The sequence below is a fragment of the Burkholderia sp. WSM2232 genome, from assembly GCF_000472545.1.
GTDB lineage: Bacteria > Pseudomonadota > Gammaproteobacteria > Burkholderiales > Burkholderiaceae > Paraburkholderia.
This window is the reverse complement of record NZ_AWZV01000013.1, coordinates 123,154-138,083: the sequence shown is the minus strand read 5'-3', so window position 1 is coordinate 138,083 and position 14,930 is coordinate 123,154. Positions and strand designations below refer to the sequence as shown.

General features: G+C 63.9%; 13 protein-coding genes. 4 read left to right on the top strand and 9 right to left on the bottom strand.

The window, feature by feature from the left end; genetic code table 11:
* Positions 1–99 precede the first annotated feature (99 nt).
* The 3 genes from F757_RS0114035 (at position 100) to F757_RS0114025 (ending at position 4,137) form a co-directional block, all read left to right on the top strand.
* A complete protein-coding gene (locus F757_RS0114035) occupies positions 100–1,869 on the top strand; it encodes an ABC transporter permease (protein WP_027211944.1) in 1,770 nt (589 codons plus the stop codon).
* Positions 1,862–2,929, top strand: coding sequence for an ABC transporter ATP-binding protein (locus tag F757_RS0114030; RefSeq protein ID WP_027211943.1), 1,068 nt, complete (start codon positions 1,862–1,864; stop codon positions 2,927–2,929). The genes F757_RS0114035 and F757_RS0114030 overlap by 8 nt, the downstream gene beginning before the upstream one ends.
* Positions 2,930–3,033: 104 nt before the next feature.
* Positions 3,034–4,137 carry a porin gene (locus F757_RS0114025; protein ID WP_027211942.1) on the top strand — a complete coding sequence of 368 codons (1,104 nt, stop codon included), beginning with the start codon at positions 3,034–3,036 and terminating at the stop codon, positions 4,135–4,137.
* Positions 4,138–4,305: 168 nt separating this feature from the next.
* On the opposite strand, the gene rhaS is transcribed toward F757_RS0114025, so the two are convergent.
* The 6 genes from rhaS to rhaM form a co-directional block, all read right to left on the bottom strand.
* Entirely contained in the window at positions 4,306–5,313 is a 1,008-nt protein-coding gene (rhaS, locus tag F757_RS0114020; RefSeq protein ID WP_027211941.1) for a rhamnose ABC transporter substrate-binding protein, read from the bottom strand.
* A 55-nt stretch (positions 5,314–5,368) separates the two neighbouring features.
* Positions 5,369–6,385 carry an ABC transporter permease gene (locus F757_RS0114015; protein WP_027211940.1) on the bottom strand — a complete coding sequence of 339 codons (1,017 nt, stop codon included), beginning with the start codon at positions 6,383–6,385 and terminating at the stop codon, positions 5,369–5,371.
* Positions 6,378–7,439 (bottom strand): ABC transporter permease, encoded by a 1,062-nt coding sequence (locus tag F757_RS0114010; RefSeq protein ID WP_027211939.1) that lies wholly within the window; start codon positions 7,437–7,439, stop codon positions 6,378–6,380. Before F757_RS0114010 ends, F757_RS0114015 begins: the two co-directional genes overlap by 8 nt.
* Positions 7,436–8,971, bottom strand: a complete 1,536-nt coding sequence (locus F757_RS0114005; RefSeq protein ID WP_027211938.1) for a sugar ABC transporter ATP-binding protein — start codon at positions 8,969–8,971, stop codon at positions 7,436–7,438. Before F757_RS0114005 ends, F757_RS0114010 begins: the two co-directional genes overlap by 4 nt.
* A gap of 116 nt (positions 8,972–9,087) precedes the next feature.
* The gene (locus tag F757_RS0114000) at positions 9,088–9,981 is read right to left on the bottom strand and encodes an amidohydrolase family protein (RefSeq protein WP_027211937.1); all 894 of its coding nucleotides are present in this window, start codon (positions 9,979–9,981) and stop codon (positions 9,088–9,090) included.
* Positions 9,982–10,020: 39 nt separating this feature from the next.
* A complete protein-coding gene (gene rhaM / locus F757_RS0113995) occupies positions 10,021–10,344 on the bottom strand; it encodes an L-rhamnose mutarotase (RefSeq protein ID WP_027211936.1) in 324 nt (107 codons plus the stop codon).
* Between the two features lie 126 nt (positions 10,345–10,470).
* Here rhaM and F757_RS0113990 point away from each other — a divergent pair, with 126 nt between their 5' ends.
* Entirely contained in the window at positions 10,471–11,466 is a 996-nt protein-coding gene (locus tag F757_RS0113990) for a LysR family transcriptional regulator (RefSeq protein ID WP_027211935.1), read from the top strand.
* Between the two features lie 15 nt (positions 11,467–11,481).
* Here F757_RS0113990 and F757_RS0113985 read toward each other — a convergent pair whose 3' ends face one another.
* The 3 genes from F757_RS0113985 to F757_RS0113975 are packed head-to-tail and all read right to left on the bottom strand — an operon-like array spanning position 11,482 to position 14,870.
* A complete protein-coding gene (locus tag F757_RS0113985; protein ID WP_013342988.1) occupies positions 11,482–12,264 on the bottom strand; it encodes an SDR family NAD(P)-dependent oxidoreductase in 783 nt (260 codons plus the stop codon).
* 50 nt (positions 12,265–12,314) lie between these two features.
* Positions 12,315–13,493 carry an L-rhamnonate dehydratase gene (rhmD, locus tag F757_RS0113980; RefSeq protein WP_027211934.1) on the bottom strand — a complete coding sequence of 393 codons (1,179 nt, stop codon included), beginning with the start codon at positions 13,491–13,493 and terminating at the stop codon, positions 12,315–12,317.
* Between the two features lie 48 nt (positions 13,494–13,541).
* Positions 13,542–14,870 (bottom strand): MFS transporter, encoded by a 1,329-nt coding sequence (locus tag F757_RS0113975; RefSeq protein WP_027211933.1) that lies wholly within the window; start codon positions 14,868–14,870, stop codon positions 13,542–13,544.
* Between the last annotated feature and the right edge of the window lie 60 nt (positions 14,871–14,930).

The window sequence follows — 14,930 nt, the reverse complement described above, 5'->3', positions numbered from 1 at the left end:
TTCGCCTGACGCCCGCGTTCGCGCCGCCACGCGCGAACGCCTGCGGTTTTCCATTGAACACCTGTCGATATGCGGCTTTTGTGCCGCAGGGGGACACTCATGCTTTCCACTAGCGCAACCGGGCCTCGCGAAAGCGCGCCGCTCGCGGCCGACGAGGGCCCCATCGGCGCATTGCCGCGCGGCCGTCTGCAACCGCTGGCGGGGCTGCTGCGCTGGCTCGTCGTCGCCGTGCTGACCGTCGCCGTCGCGTTGCCGCTCGGCTTCATTCTGTTTCAGAGCGTGCTGAACGCGCCGTTCTTCGACGCCAACCGCACGCTCGGCCTCGCGGGCTTCGAATTCATTTTCAGCGACCCGGACTTCTGGTCCGCGCTGAAGAACTCCTTCGTGATCGCGGGCGGCATGCTGTTCATTTCGATTCCGCTCGGCGGCATTCTCGCGTTCCTGATGGTGCGTACCGACCTGCCCGGCCGCCGCTGGCTCGAACCGCTGCTGCTGACGCCCGTATTCGTTTCGCCGATGGTGCTCGCCTTCGGCTATGTCGTCGCGGCCGGCCCGGTCGGCTTCTATTCGGTCTGGTGGAAAGCGCTCTTCGGCAGCGCCGAAGCGCCGTGGACCGTGTACTCGATTCTCGCGATCACGGTGATCGTCGGCCTCACGCACGTGCCGCACGTCTACCTGTATTCGTCGGCGGCGCTGCGCAATCTCGGCTCGGATGTTGAAGAAGCCGCGCGCGTCGCGGGGGCGCGCCCGTTTCGCGTCGCGCTCGACGTAAGCCTGCCGATGACCCTGCCTGCGCTGCTCTTCGCGGGCGTGCTGGTGTTCTTTCTCGGCTTCGAGGTGTTCGGTTTGCCGCTCGTGCTCGGCGACCCCGAAGGACACCTCGTGCTCGCCACCTATCTGTACAAGCTCACCAACAAGCTTGGCGTGCCGTCGTATCACCTGATGGCAGCGGTCGCGGTGTGCATCGTCGCCATCACGTTTCCGCTCGTGCTGCTGCAACGCCGGCTGCTCAGGAGCGCGAACCGCTTCGTCACGGTGAAGGGCAAGGCGGGACGCCAGACCGTGTTGCCGCTCGGCGCATGGCGCTGGGTCGCGCTGGCGATCGTGGCCGTGTGGTTGTTGCTGACGGTGTTCGTGCCGCTCTCGGGCATTACGCTGCGCGCGTTCGTCACCAACTGGGGCGAAGGCGTGCGTCTTGCCGACGTGCTCACGCTCGCCAACTTTACCGAGCTGTTCGAACAGGACAACCTGGTTCGCGCGATCCTCAACACACTCGGCATCGGCGTGCTCGGCGGTGCGCTCGCGGTCGGCTTCTATTCGCTGGTGGCGTTCGCCGGTCATCGCCGCAACGACTGGGCCACGCGGCTGCTCGACTACCTCGTGCTGCTGCCGCGCGCGGTGCCGGGGCTGCTCGCCGGTCTGGCGTTCCTGTGGATCTTTCTGTTCGTGCCGGGCGTAAAAGAGCTGAAGAACTCGATGTGGAGCATCTGGATCGCTTACACGGTCGTGTGGCTCGCATACGGCATGCGTCTGATTCAAAGCGCGCTGCTGCAGGTCGGCCCCGAACTGGAGGAAGCCGGACGCAGCGTCGGCGGCACGCGTGCCCGCGTCAGCCTCGACGTCACATTGCCGCTCGTGCGCTTCGGTCTGCTCGCGGCGTGGCTGCTGATCTTCATGATCTTCGAGCGCGAATACTCGACGGCTGTCTATCTGCTCTCCCCCGGCACCGAAGTGATCGGCGCGCTGCTCGTCTCGCTGTGGGCGACCGGTGCGGTGGATCAGGTCGCGGCGCTTTCTGTCATCAACATTGCGATGGTCGGCGCCGGGCTCGGCGTGGCCCTGCGCTTCGGAGTGAAACTTCATGGATAAGCTCTCGGTCGACAATCTCTTTCTGAGCTATGGCGACAACCCGATTCTCAAGGGCGTGTCGTTCCAGTTGAATCCCGGCGAAGTGGTGTGCCTGCTCGGTGCGTCGGGCAGCGGCAAGACCACGCTGCTGCGCGCGGTCGCCGGCCTCGAACAGCCTTCGTCGGGGCGCATCGAACTCGACGGCAAGGTGTTCTACGACGGCGCTGCGCGCGTCGATCTGCCCGTTGAACAGCGCTCGCTTGGGCTCGTGTTCCAGTCGTACGCGCTGTGGCCGCATCGCACCGTGGCGGATAACGTCGGTTATGGGCTAAAGCTGCGGCGCGTCTCGTCGGCCGAGCAAAAGAAGCGCGTGCAAAGCGCGCTCGATCAACTCGGACTCGGTCATCTCGCAGCGCGCTACCCGTATCAGCTTTCCGGCGGCCAGCAGCAGCGTGTCGCGATTGCGCGCGCGCTGGTCTACAACCCGCCCGTCATTCTGCTGGACGAACCGCTTTCCAATCTCGACGCCAAGCTGCGCGAAGAAGCGCGCGCCTGGCTGCGCGAGCTGATCGTATCGCTCGGGTTGTCGGCGCTTTGCGTGACGCACGACCAGACCGAAGCGATGGCAATGTCCGATCGCATCCTGCTGCTGCGCAACGGCCGCATCGAACAGGAAGGCACGCCCGCGCAGCTGTATGGCGCGCCGCGCTCGCTCTACACCGCCGAGTTCATGGGCAGCAATAACCGCATTGACGCACGCGTGGCAGCGGTGGACGGCGAGCGCGTGACCTTGGCTGGCGACGGCTGGCAGTTGCAGGCGCAAGCGCGCGAGGCGCTGAGCGCCGGGCAGCAGGCACAAGCCGTGATTCGCCTCGAGCGCGTGCAGGTGGCCGACGGCCCCGGCGCGAACCGCCTCGAAGCGGAGCTCATCACGTCGATGTATCTCGGCGACCGCTGGGAGTATCTGTTCCATTGCGGCGCGCTGCGTCTGCGGGCGTTCGGCAACGTGCCGCGCGCAGCCGGGCGCCACTGGATCGAATTCCCGGCAAACGACTGCTGGGCGTTCGCCCAGGCGAGCTGACAGGCCGGCACGGAGCCGAGCCGAGCCGAGCCGAGCCGAGCCGAGCCGAGCCGCTGTACAGAATCACCCATCGAAGTAAAAAAAGCAGCTATAGGAGACTGTTGATGAAGTTGAGCATCAGGAAAAAGACCTTCGGCGCGACCTGCGCCAGCCTCGCAGGTCTTGCCGGTTTCACCGGTTTGGCGGGTTGGGCGAGCAGCGCGCATGCGCAGTCCAGCGTGACCTTGTACGGCATTGTCGACGCGGGCGTCGAATACGTGAACCATGCGAGCGCGGACGGCGGCGCGACGCGCCTCGTGTCCGGCGGCAAGAACACGTCGCGCTGGGGTCTGCGCGGCGTGGAGGATCTCGGCGGCGGCCTGAAGGCGGTATTCCAGTTGGAAAGCGGCATCAACGTCGCGAACGGCCAGTTCGACGACGGCCCCGGCGCAATCTTCGACCGGCGCGCGACCATCGGGCTGAAAAACCGCTTCGGGCAGATCACGCTCGGCCGCACCTTCACGACCACCTACGACTACATGCTGCAGTTCGACCCGATGGGTTACGCGCCGAACTATTCGTGGGCGACTTCATCCACGGCAACGGGCGCCCGCAAGGACGGCATGTTCACGCGCTCGGCCAACGCCGTGCGCTACGACGGCACCTTCTCCGGCTTCAAACTCGGCGCAATGTACGGCTTTGGCAATGTGCCCGGCAGCATGAAATCAAGTTCGAAATACGACTTCGCCGTGGGCTACGAGAACGGTCCGTTTGCGGCCGTGGTCACCTTCGACCGTCAGAACGGTGCCAACGACAGCGTGACGCCCGCCGACACCACCAATTACATCCAGGGCATTCACGCAGGCCTGAGCTACGACTTCGGCGCCGTGAAAGCGATGGCCGGCTACCGCAACTACCGGCGCACCTTCCACACCGCCACGCCGACACTGCGCAGCGACATGTACTGGATCGGCGGCCAGTACGAGATCACGCCGTTCTTCTCGCTATTCGGCGCGGTCTATCACCAGGACATCAGGAACGCGAGCGACGCGGACCCGACGCTCTTTTCGCTGCGCGGCCAATATGCGCTCTCCAAGCGCACAGTGCTGTATCTGGCGGGCGGCTATGCGATGGCGAAGCACGGCAATGCTGTTAGTTTGTCTCGCGACCTGACCGGCGCAGCGGACACGCAAACGGGCGTCACCGCGGGTATTCAGCACCGGTTCTAAACGCGCTGAGCGTGCGGCACGCGAGCCGGGCCACGCACGCAAAACGACAAAGGCGCGCCGGGCGGTTCATCGTCCGGCGCGCCTCGCGTTTCGTCGCTCGAGTCTGTACCTCGCGCGTGATCGCGCAGACATGGGCGCCGCGTCGAAAGGCGCGGCGTTTCACGTCGATCAGAAATTGAAGTTGTCGATATTGCTCGCGTCGAAGGTGGTCGGCGGTCCGAGAATGATTTCGCCTTGCGCGCCGACGGTGCGCTTGCCGAGTTTGCCGGCGTCGAACGACTCGCCTTCTTTGCCGCTGATCGTGCCCGAAGCGAGCGCCGCCGCCGCATAGCCGGCGAGATAGCCCAACTGGTTCGGGTCCCACAACTGGAATGCCTTCACCGTGCCGTTCTTCACGAACGCGCGCATCTGGTTCGGCGTGCCGAGCCCCGTCACCGCGACCTTGCCCTTGCTCGACGACGACGAGATGTAACGCGCGGCCGCCGCAATGCCAACCGTAGTTGGCGCGACAATCGCCTTCAGGTTCGGATACGCCTGCAGCAAACCTTGCGTCTCGACGAACGACTTCTGATCGTCGTCGTTACCGTAGGCAATCTTGACGAGCTTGATCTTCGAATACTCGGGCTTTTTCAGTTCCTCCTGCATCCACTTGATCCACGTGTTCTGATTGGTCGCATTCGGCGTGGCGGACAGCACCGCGAACTCGCCCTCGCCGCCCATCAGCTTCGACACGAGCTGAATCTGCCCGCGGCCGATGCCCTCCGCGTTCGCCTGATTGACGAACAGTTGCCGGCCCTCCGGCGCCGTGTCCGAATCGAAAGTGACGACCTTGATGCCTTGCGACATTGCCTTCTTCAGATACGGCACGACGGCGTTCGCGTCGTTGGCCGCGATCACGATTGCGTCCTGACGCTGTGTGATCAGCGTGTTGATGTATTGCACCTGCGACGAGGCGCCTGCATCCGACGGCCCCACCACCTTGCCAGTGCCGCCGAATTCCTTGATGGCGGCCATGCCGCCGTCGTCGGCGATCACTTCGTAGGGGTTGTTGATCTGCTTCGGCACGAATGCGATTTTCAGGCCGTTTTTCAGGCCGGCCGCAGACGTCGCGCAGCTAATCGCCAGCAACGCTACGCAGAGCGCCGCCGCGCCGGTGTGACGTAGAGGTTTGAACATGAAATGTCTCCTGCTTGTTGTTGGACGAAGTGGTGTCCGGGTTTTGATGGTCAAGCTATGTGGAAGAAGCCGACTTCGCGATAAAACGCCGGTCGCGCGCCGCGCGCCAACGGGCGACCACGTTCGGTATCAGCACGGAGGCGAGCAGCAGCACGCCGGTAACGATCGTGAGCGTCTCGCTGGAAACGTCGTCGAGCGTCAATGCGTTCTTCAACACGCCGATAATCAGCAGCGACAACAGCACACCGATCATCGAACCGCGTCCGCCGAAAATGCTCACGCCGCCGAACAGCACCGCCGCGATCACCGACAACTCGAAGCCCTCGCCGTTATCGCCGCGCGCGCTCGTGAAGCGCAACGTGTAGATCACGCCGGCCAGCGCGCTCATCAAACCAGACAGCACGAAAAGGCGCAGCCTGATTTTCGCGACCTCGATCCCCGAGAACGCCGCGGCGGTGGGATTCGCACCGATCGCATAGAGACTGCGGCCAAACGCCGTGGCTTGCAGCAGCACGGTGAAGAGCACCGCGCCGACAATCACGATTGCAAACGGCAACGGAATAAACGTCGCGCCGAGCGTATCCATGCCGAACGCGGTGTACGCAGGCGGAAAGTCGGCTACGGCCTGATCGCCGAGCAGCACATAAGCGAGGCCGCGAAACAGCGCGAGCGTGCCGATCGTGACCGCAAGCGAAGGCAGATTCAGCTTGACGATGACAAGGCCGTTCAGCAGGCCCGCCAGAGCACCTGCGACCAGCACGAGCGCGATCACGACCGGCATCGGCAAGCCCATGTGCCACAGCACGCCCATCAATGCGCTCGACGCCCCGAGCACCGAAGCCACCGAAAGATCGATCTCGGCGGCAACGATAATCAGCGTCATCGGCAACGCGATCAACGCAATCTCGGTGAGGTCGGCGAGCACGTTGCTCAGGTTCGCGCCCGTCAGAAACACCGGCGACAGCACGCGTCCGAGTGCCAGCGAAAGTATCAGCACGATCGCCAGCAGCACTTCCCATTGCAGCGGCGTTTCGCGTTTGCGCGTGAGCAGCGCGGAATCGGGTTTAGCCATGATCGCGTTTCCTCATCATGCGTTCGGCGACGGAGCGGGCCAGCAAGGTATCGGCGGCGATCGCGGCGACGATCAACGCGCCTTCTATCGCCTGCTCCCAGAATGGCGAGACATGCAGCACGACGAGCGCGATGCTGATCACGCCCAGCACGAGCGCACCGAGCGTGGCACCAAGAATCGTGCCGACGCCTCCAGTGATGGCGACGCTACCCACCACCGCCGCCGCCACGACTTGCAGTTCGATGCCCTTCGCAGTGCTCGCGTCCACGGTGCCGAAGCGCGCGAGCCACAGCGCGCCAGCAAAGCCGGCGATCGCCCCGGACAGCAGAAAGCCCGCCATGACGCGCCGCTCGACATTCACGCCGGCAAGACGCGCGGCCTCGGGATTCGAGCCGATCGCGTAATGCTCGCGGCCGCCGCGAAACTGCTTCAGGTAGACGGCAAGCGCGAGCAGCACGACAAGCGCGATCAGCGCAAGCGTTGGTATGCCGAAGAGCGTGCCGGTGGCAAGACGCGAAAACGCTTCGGGCAGACTGGTTGCGTTGATCTGTCCGCCATGCACCCACGCGTAGTCCGCGCCGCGAAAGATGTAGAGCGTAGATAGCGTGGCGACCAGCGACGGCACGCGGCCCACCGCCACCAGCAACGCGTTGATGCCGCCCGCCACGAGGCCGATGGCGAGCCCCGCCGCGAGCGCAACGATTACCGGCATATGCGGGAAGGCGACGTAGAGGCTACCCACCGCATAGGCGCTGATGCCGACCGTCGAGCCGACCGACAGGTCGATATGGCGCATCAGGATCACCACGGTCATGCCCGCTGTCAGCAGGCTGATGATCGACACGTTGAGCAGCACGTCGCGCAGATTCTGCATATTCAGGAATTGCGGCCGCGCGAGCGCGGTGCCCGCAATCAGCAGAATCAGCACGATGAAGAGCGTGGTCTCGCGGCTCTTCGCGAGACTCGCGGCAAGCCCGCGAGGCGAACTTGCGGCGCGCCTCGCGGGCGGCGGCGCCTGCACCGGCGCGGAGTGTGTCGAAGAATGGCGCATCATGCGGCCCGTCCGAACGGTGCAATGGCTTGCCCGAGTGCTGCGGCCATGATGCGTTCCTCGTCGGCCTCGGCGCGCGCAATCTCCGCGCTGATACGCCCCTCGTGCATGACGAGCACGCGGTCAGCCATGCCCAGCACTTCAGGCAATTCGCTGGAAATCATCAGCACCGCCATGCCGTCGCGCACCAGTTCGGCGAGCGCGCCATAGACCTCGGCTTTTGCGCCCACGTCGATACCGCGTGTGGGTTCGTCGATAATCAGCACTTTCGGGCCGGTTGCGAGCCACTTGCCAAGCACCACCTTCTGCTGGTTGCCGCCCGACAGCGTGCCCACCGGCGCATGCGGATCACCCGCTTTCAGACGCAGCCGCGTGCCCCAGCGGTTCGCCAGTTGCGTCTCGCTGCGCGTGGTGATGAGGCCGTGCCGGACGAGTCGGCCGAGCACCGTCATCGACGCATTGCGCGCAATGCTCAGTTCGAGCGCGAGTCCTTGCTGGCGACGGTCCTCAGGCACGAGCGCGAGTCCCGCACGCACTGCGGCGGCAGGACTGCCGGGGCGAAGACGCTGGCCGCCCACCAGGATTTCACCGGCATCCAGCGGGTCGATGCCGAAGATAGCGCGCGCCACTTCACTGCGCCCCGCGCCGACCAGCCCGGCGAGCGCGACGATTTCGCCCGCGCGGACGTCGAAGGCAATGTCCTTGAAAACACCCACGCGCGTGAGGCCGCGAACCGCGAGCCGCACTTCGCCAGGCGGTCGCTCCGCTTTCGGATAGAAGGTTTCCAGATCGCGGCCGACCATCTTTGCGACGATGGCCTCGGTGCTCAGGTCGGCTGTAAGGCCGTCGAATACCTTGGCGCCGTCGCGCATGATGGTGACGCGCTGGGTCAGCGCAAAGACTTCGTCGAGCCTGTGCGTGATGAAAAGAATCGCCACGTCGCGCTCGCGCAGCTTGCGCACGATGGCGAAGAGCCGTTCCACTTCCGGCAGCGACAACGCGGCTGTCGGTTCGTCCATGATGAGCACGTTTGCGTTCAGCGACAACGCCTTGGCAATTTCGATCACCTGCTGATCCGCAATCGACAAACCGCGCACCAGTTGATCCGAGCGCAGATCGACACCGAGCGAGGCGAGCAGACCATCCACTTCGCGGCGCATCGCGTCATATTGAATACGGCCGATGCGGTCCACCGGCTGCCTACCCATGAAGATGTTTTCCGCAATGGAGAGCTCGAAGAACAGCGTGGGTTCCTGGTAGATCACCGCGAGCCCGGCATCGCGCGCTTCGGCAGGCGTCGCAAAGCGGCGCGCCACGCCGTCGACGAGCAGCTCGCCGCTATCCGGTTGATGCACGCCCGCCAGAATCTTGACGAGTGTCGACTTGCCCGCGCCGTTCTCGCCGAGCAATGCATGCACTTCGCCTGGCCAGAGCGCGAGGTCGCCGTCGGACAGTGCGCGCACGCGCCCGAACGACTTGCTCGCATGCCGCAATTCAAGCCTCGGCTGAGCGTGAGCTGTTGAGGGTTGCTGCACTGCGTGTCTCCTTCTGTTGCGTGATAGGCGCGTATGCCGTGCTGCCGCGTCAGTTCGGATTTGCTTCGGATTTGCTTCAGCGTTGCGGCGGTTTGCCGGATGCAGCGGTAGCTGCATCAGATGCGATAGAAGCGCTCCGCATTACCGCAAAAGAGCGCGTCTTTCTCCGCTACGCTCGCTCCTTCCACGATCGCCGCATACGCATGCCACAAGTCCGCATAAGAGCCGAACAAACGGTCGACGGGAAAGTTCGACGCAAACATCGCGCGCTCGACACCGAACGTGTCTATCGTTTCGAGCACATAGGGCCGCAGGCTTTCCACCGTCCATTGATGATCGAACATCGCGAGTCCGCTGATTTTCACCCACACGTTCCGGCAACCGGCGAGCATGCGCATGCCGTCGCGCCACGCGCGATAACCGGCGACGCTGTTGCGGTCCACGAACATGCCCGCATGATTGACGGCGAAGAGCGTGTCGGCATGTGTGCGCGCGAGCGCCGCAGCCTCTTCCATTTGCGACGGGTAGAGTTGCAGGTCGAAAGAAAGGTCATGTCGGCGCAGCAGCGCGAAGTTTTCGCGCCACTGCGGTTCGCGCATATAGTGACGGCCCACATAATCGAAGAGCCTGTTCTCGTGCACATTCAGAATTTGGCGGATGCCGCGCGTATTCGCAAACGACGCATGCGCTTCGAGCCAGGCCGGCGCGTTCGGCGCGGCAAGGTCCACTGCGGCGACTATCGCATTGGGCATGCCGCGCGATTGCGCTTTATCTGCAATGGACTGCAGCCAGCGCGTTTCCTCCACCGGATCGGCAGGATCGTGATTCGCCTCCACGTGCACGAGTTTTTTCACTTCGATGTCGCCTGCTTCGGCGAGCAGGTCGTCGAGCAGATAGTCGTGCTTGAGGTCGCGAGCGTCGCCGACGAACGACACCCCCGGATTTTCCAGCCACGGATAACGATGCGTTTTCAGGTCCCACAAGTGGATATGCGAATCGACAACCTGCATGCGGTGCCTCCGGCAATTCAAGCGTGGACAGCGTGAAGATCAGTTGAGCGGACCCAGGCGGAACACCTGTTCCAACGGTTGCTGCAGCGGCGTATGGTCGGCGGCGGTATGCATGATGTCCGCCATGTAATCCCACCATTTGCGCATGACCTCGAGTTGCGGGAGCGCGTCCATCGTGTGCTGCGAGGTGCGCGTGAGCACGGCGAAAAGGTGGTCGGTGCCGGGATCGAAGAAAATGCGGTAGTCGCGCACGCCGGCGTTGTGCAACGCGTCAACCAGTTCCGGCCAGATCTGCGCGTGACGGCGCTCGTATTCCTCGCGCATGCCGGGGTTGAGCACCATCCGGAAAGCGATTGTCTCCATTGCGGCTGTCTCTTCGTTATTGGCGCTTTCGAGGCGCAGCGCCTGCAAAGACTATAATTCGTGCGTCGATAGCATCTCAATCCGTTGTTCTGATTGGGCGATCCACAAACCGAATCGCACCGGACCATGAGCCAACTCTCAGCAACCGTCTCACTCGTTAATCGGCTCAAGTTCAAACACCTAGCGCTGCTGGTCGCGCTCGACGACGCGCGCAATCTCCATCAGGCCGCTGAGGCCATCAACGTCGCGCAGCCGAGCGCAAGCCGCATGCTTGGCGACATCGAGGAAGCCTTCGGCTTTCTGCTGTTCGAGCGCAACGCGCGCGGCATGACGCCCACGCCGCTTGGTGTCGTCACGCTGGCCTACGCACGGCGGGCGCTTGCCGAACTGACGCGCTTTGCCGAAGACCTCGAAGTCAAGCGCCGCGGCGGCCACGGTCAGTTGACGGTGGGCGCGATCATGGGCGCCGCGCCCGATCTGATGGCCATGGCCGTTGCCGCGCTGAAGACCGAAAGCCCGCTGCTGAACGTGCGCATACTCGGCGAAACCAGCGACCAGGTCGTGCAGTTGCTGCATCGCCGCGAAGTGGACCTTGCGCTTGGCCGCCTGACAAGTCCCTTGCAACACAACGATTTCGGTTTCGAGCCGCTCGCGCGCGAGACCCTGCTGCTGGTGGTGCGCTCGGTGCATCCACTGGCAAGCCGCACGCACATCACGTTGCGCGAACTGATCGACTGGCCTTGGGTCGCCCAGCCGGTGACGAGTCCGGCGCGCGTGCTGTTCGAAGAAGAGCTGGCGCGTGCCGGGCTGGCCACGCCGGTCAACCTCACTGAATGCGCGTCGATTTTCGCGACGCTGCAATTGCTCGAGAACTACGACGCGGTGGCCATGCTGCCTGAGTCCGTGGTGCGCGACCACGTGCGCGGCAAGCTGCTGGTCGCGCTGCCGCTCGAAATCGGCAAGAGCCTCGCGGGCTTCGGCATTCTCACGCGCAAGGAAGAACCGCTCGCCGAGCCGGCGCTGCGCTTCATCGAACTGCTGCGCGGGTTTTCCCGGCGACTTGCGCGCGACGGCGCGGCTGCTTCCACGCAAGCCGCGAATGCTTCGGCGCCGGTCAGTTGAAGGCGGCATCGCACGTCATTGCAGATTGACGAACAGGCCGCCGTCGACAAGCAACGCCGCGCCCGTTACATAGCGCGCGCGGTCCGATGCGAGAAACACCACGCACTCGGCGACATCCTCCGGACGGCCAAGGCGTCCGAGAGGAATGCGCTTTTCGAAGTAGGCCTTCTTGGCTTCGTCCGCGAGATCTTCGGCATTCAGGTCCGTGGCGATCGTGCCCGGCATGACCGAATTGCAGCGGATGCCGTACGGTCCCAATGCGACCGCGCACGACTGCATCAGCGAATGAACGCCTGCCTTGGTCGGCGTGTAATGCGTTTGCATGCCGCCGCCCACCAACGCGCTGATAGAACTCGTCGCAACGATCGCGCCGCCGGTGCCTTGCGCTTTCATCTGCTGCGCGGCGGCTTGCGTGACATAGAACGCGCCGTTCAGATTCACCGCGACGGTGGACTCCAATATGTCCGCGGGCATGTCCAGAAACGCATGGAACGGACAAATGCCCGCATTGCTTGCGAGCACATCCACCTTGCCGAATGCCGCGACCGTCTCGCGTACCAGTTGCTGGCCCGTTTCACGCGCGGCAACATTGCCTTCGATTGCGATCACGCGCCGCCCGAGCGCCTCGATTTGCCCGACCACTTCCGCGACGGCCGAGCGGCGTCCATACGACGCGTCGTTATCGCCCCAGTAGTTGATCGCGACGTCCGCGCCTTCGGTTGCGCACGCGACCGCTATCGCGCGCCCAATGCCGCGCGAGCCGCCGGTGACGATCACAACCTTGTCCTTGAGCAGCACGTGATTCCCCTCTCAGTAGATGCGAGTACGAACGGATGCACGAGGCCCGATCAACGCGGATAAGGCCGCACCAATGCACATTCCGGGTTGAGCCGCACGCCGAAGCCCGGCGTGTCCGGCACTTTCATGCGACCGTTGACCGGCACCGGTTCGTCGAGCAGCAGCGGCGTGAACATAGGCACGACCTCGTCGGCCTTGGGCGCCATCATCAGAAACTCGGAGAACGGCGAGTTGTGACGCGTGAGCACGAAATGGTAGCTATACACGGACGAGCCATGCGGCACGACCATTACGTTATGCGCGTCGGCCAGCGCCGAAATCTTGATGAGTTCCGTGATGCCGCCGCACCAGCCCACGTCCGGCTGGATCAGATCGCAGCACTGCATCTCGAGCAGCATGCGAAAGCCCCAGCGCGTGGCTTCATGTTCGCCCGTGGACACCATCATGCCGCGCGGCACGTTGCGGCGCAGTTCGGCGTAACCCCAGTAGTCGTCAGGCGGCAGGCACTCTTCTATCCATTTGAGCCCATACTCGTGAGCGGCTTGTGCAAGGCGCTTCGCGTACGGCACGTCCAGACTCATCCAGCAGTCGTACATCAGCCAGAAGTCGTCGCCGACACGGCTGCGCATGTCCGCGAGTTTCTCGAGATTGAGCTTGAGCCCCGCCTCGCCTTCGGCCGGGCCGTGCTGCAACGGCAGTTTTCCGCCGATAAAGCCCATCTGCTTCGCGAGATCGGGACGCGCGCCCGTCGCGTAGAACACCAGCTCGTCGCGCACCGGGCCACCCAGCAGTTGATACACCGGCTCCTTGCGCACTTTTGCGAGCAGATCCCACAACGCGAGATCCACGCCGGAAATCGTATTGAGCACCACTCCTTTGCGCCCGTAGTAAAGCGTGGAGTAGTACATCTGATCCCACATCTTCTCGATGTCAGTGACCAGTTGGCCCTCCAGAAACCGCGCAAGGTGTTTCTCGACGATGAACGCGCCAATCTCGCCGCCCGTCGTCACCGCGAAGCCAACCGTGCCGTCGCTCGCTTCTATTTCGACGACCAGCGTGCCCAGCACATTGATGCCGAAGGACTGGCGGCTCTGGCGATACTCGGGATAACGCGCCATCGGCGTGGAAATATGATCGTCGATCCAGTGTCCGTCGGGCTGATCGTGATAGTCCGCTCCGCCGCCGCGAACGATGAAGGCACGCACGTGCCGGATAGTGGGCATGGCCATGAGAGAGAGGCTCCGTGATTGACGTCGAACGTGTCGCCTGACACGCGCCTAGCGGGCGCGATGCAGCAAGTCGTGAAATGCACCGGGTGCCTGTGCGCCGTCGCGCCGCAACAGCGTGCCGATCAGCAACGCAGCAAGCAGACTGCAGAAGCCGAGCACCACCAGTCCCGCCGATGTGGAAGCGAACGCGCGCTCCGCCGCAGTCCGCAAGCTCGGCGCGATAAAGCCGCCAAGGCTGCCGAGCGAGTTGATCAGCGCGATGCCGCCCGCGGCCGCCGCGCCAGTGAGCAAGCGCGTCGGGAAGGTCCAGAAAAGCGGTTGTGCGGCAATGAAACCGCTTGCCGCGCAACACAACGCGACGAGACCGATGGCCGGGTTATGGGCGAGCCCCGACACGCCAATGCCAAGACCGGCCACCACGAGCAATGCGGACGCCCAGCGGCGGTGCCCGCCCGTGCGATCCGCGCGGCGAGGCACGTACCAGGTTACGGCCAGCGCGCACAGCCACGGCAATGCAGCGACCAGGCCCACGTGAAAGCCGACCGTCGTGCCGAGCAACGCGGCGACCTGTTGCGGCAGATAGAAAATCACGCCGTACACGCTCATCTGGATCAGCAGATAGATGAGCGAGAGCAGCAGCACACGAGGGTCCACCAGCGCGGCAAGAATGCGATGCGGTCCGTGGACGGAGGCAGCGCGTGCATCTTCGTCGAGAGCCACGCGCAAGCTCGTGCGCTCTTGTGCGTCGAGCCAGCGAGCGTCTTCCGGACGATTGTCGAGATACCAGAATGCCCACACGCCCACGAGCGAGGCCAGGATGCCTTCGACGAGAAACAGCCACTGCCAGCCCGCAAGGCCGAGTGCGCCATGCAGTTCGAGCAGCGAGCCCGACAACGGACTGCCGAAAATGAAGGCCAGCGGCGCGCCGAAATAGAACACGCCGACTGCGCGCGCACGCGCACGTTGCGGAAACCAGTGTGTGAGGTAATAAATGACGCCGGGAAAAAATCCGGCCTCGGCGACGCCCAGCAAAAACCGCAGGCTGTAGAACGCGGTAGCGGTATGCGCAAGACTCATTGCCGCCGACACGAGTCCCCACGTCACCATGATGCGGCACATCCATGCTCGCGCGCCGACACGATGCAGCAGCAGGTTGCTTGGCACTTCGAACAATGCATAGCCGACGAAGAACACGCCCGCGCCGAACGCGAACGCGGCGTTCGACAGACCAGTATCGTGCTGCAGCGCTTTCTGCGCGAAGCCGATGTTCGCCCGGTCCAGAAACGCCAGCACGTACATCAACAACAGGAACGGCAACAGCCGGCGCATTACCTTGCTGTTGATTGCTTCCAGAGAAGCGCTCGCATGGGGGTCCATGTCGTCTCCTTCGCGCAGCTCGCCTGTGCAGCTGCGCTTTTGGTTTGATACGGCTTGCAG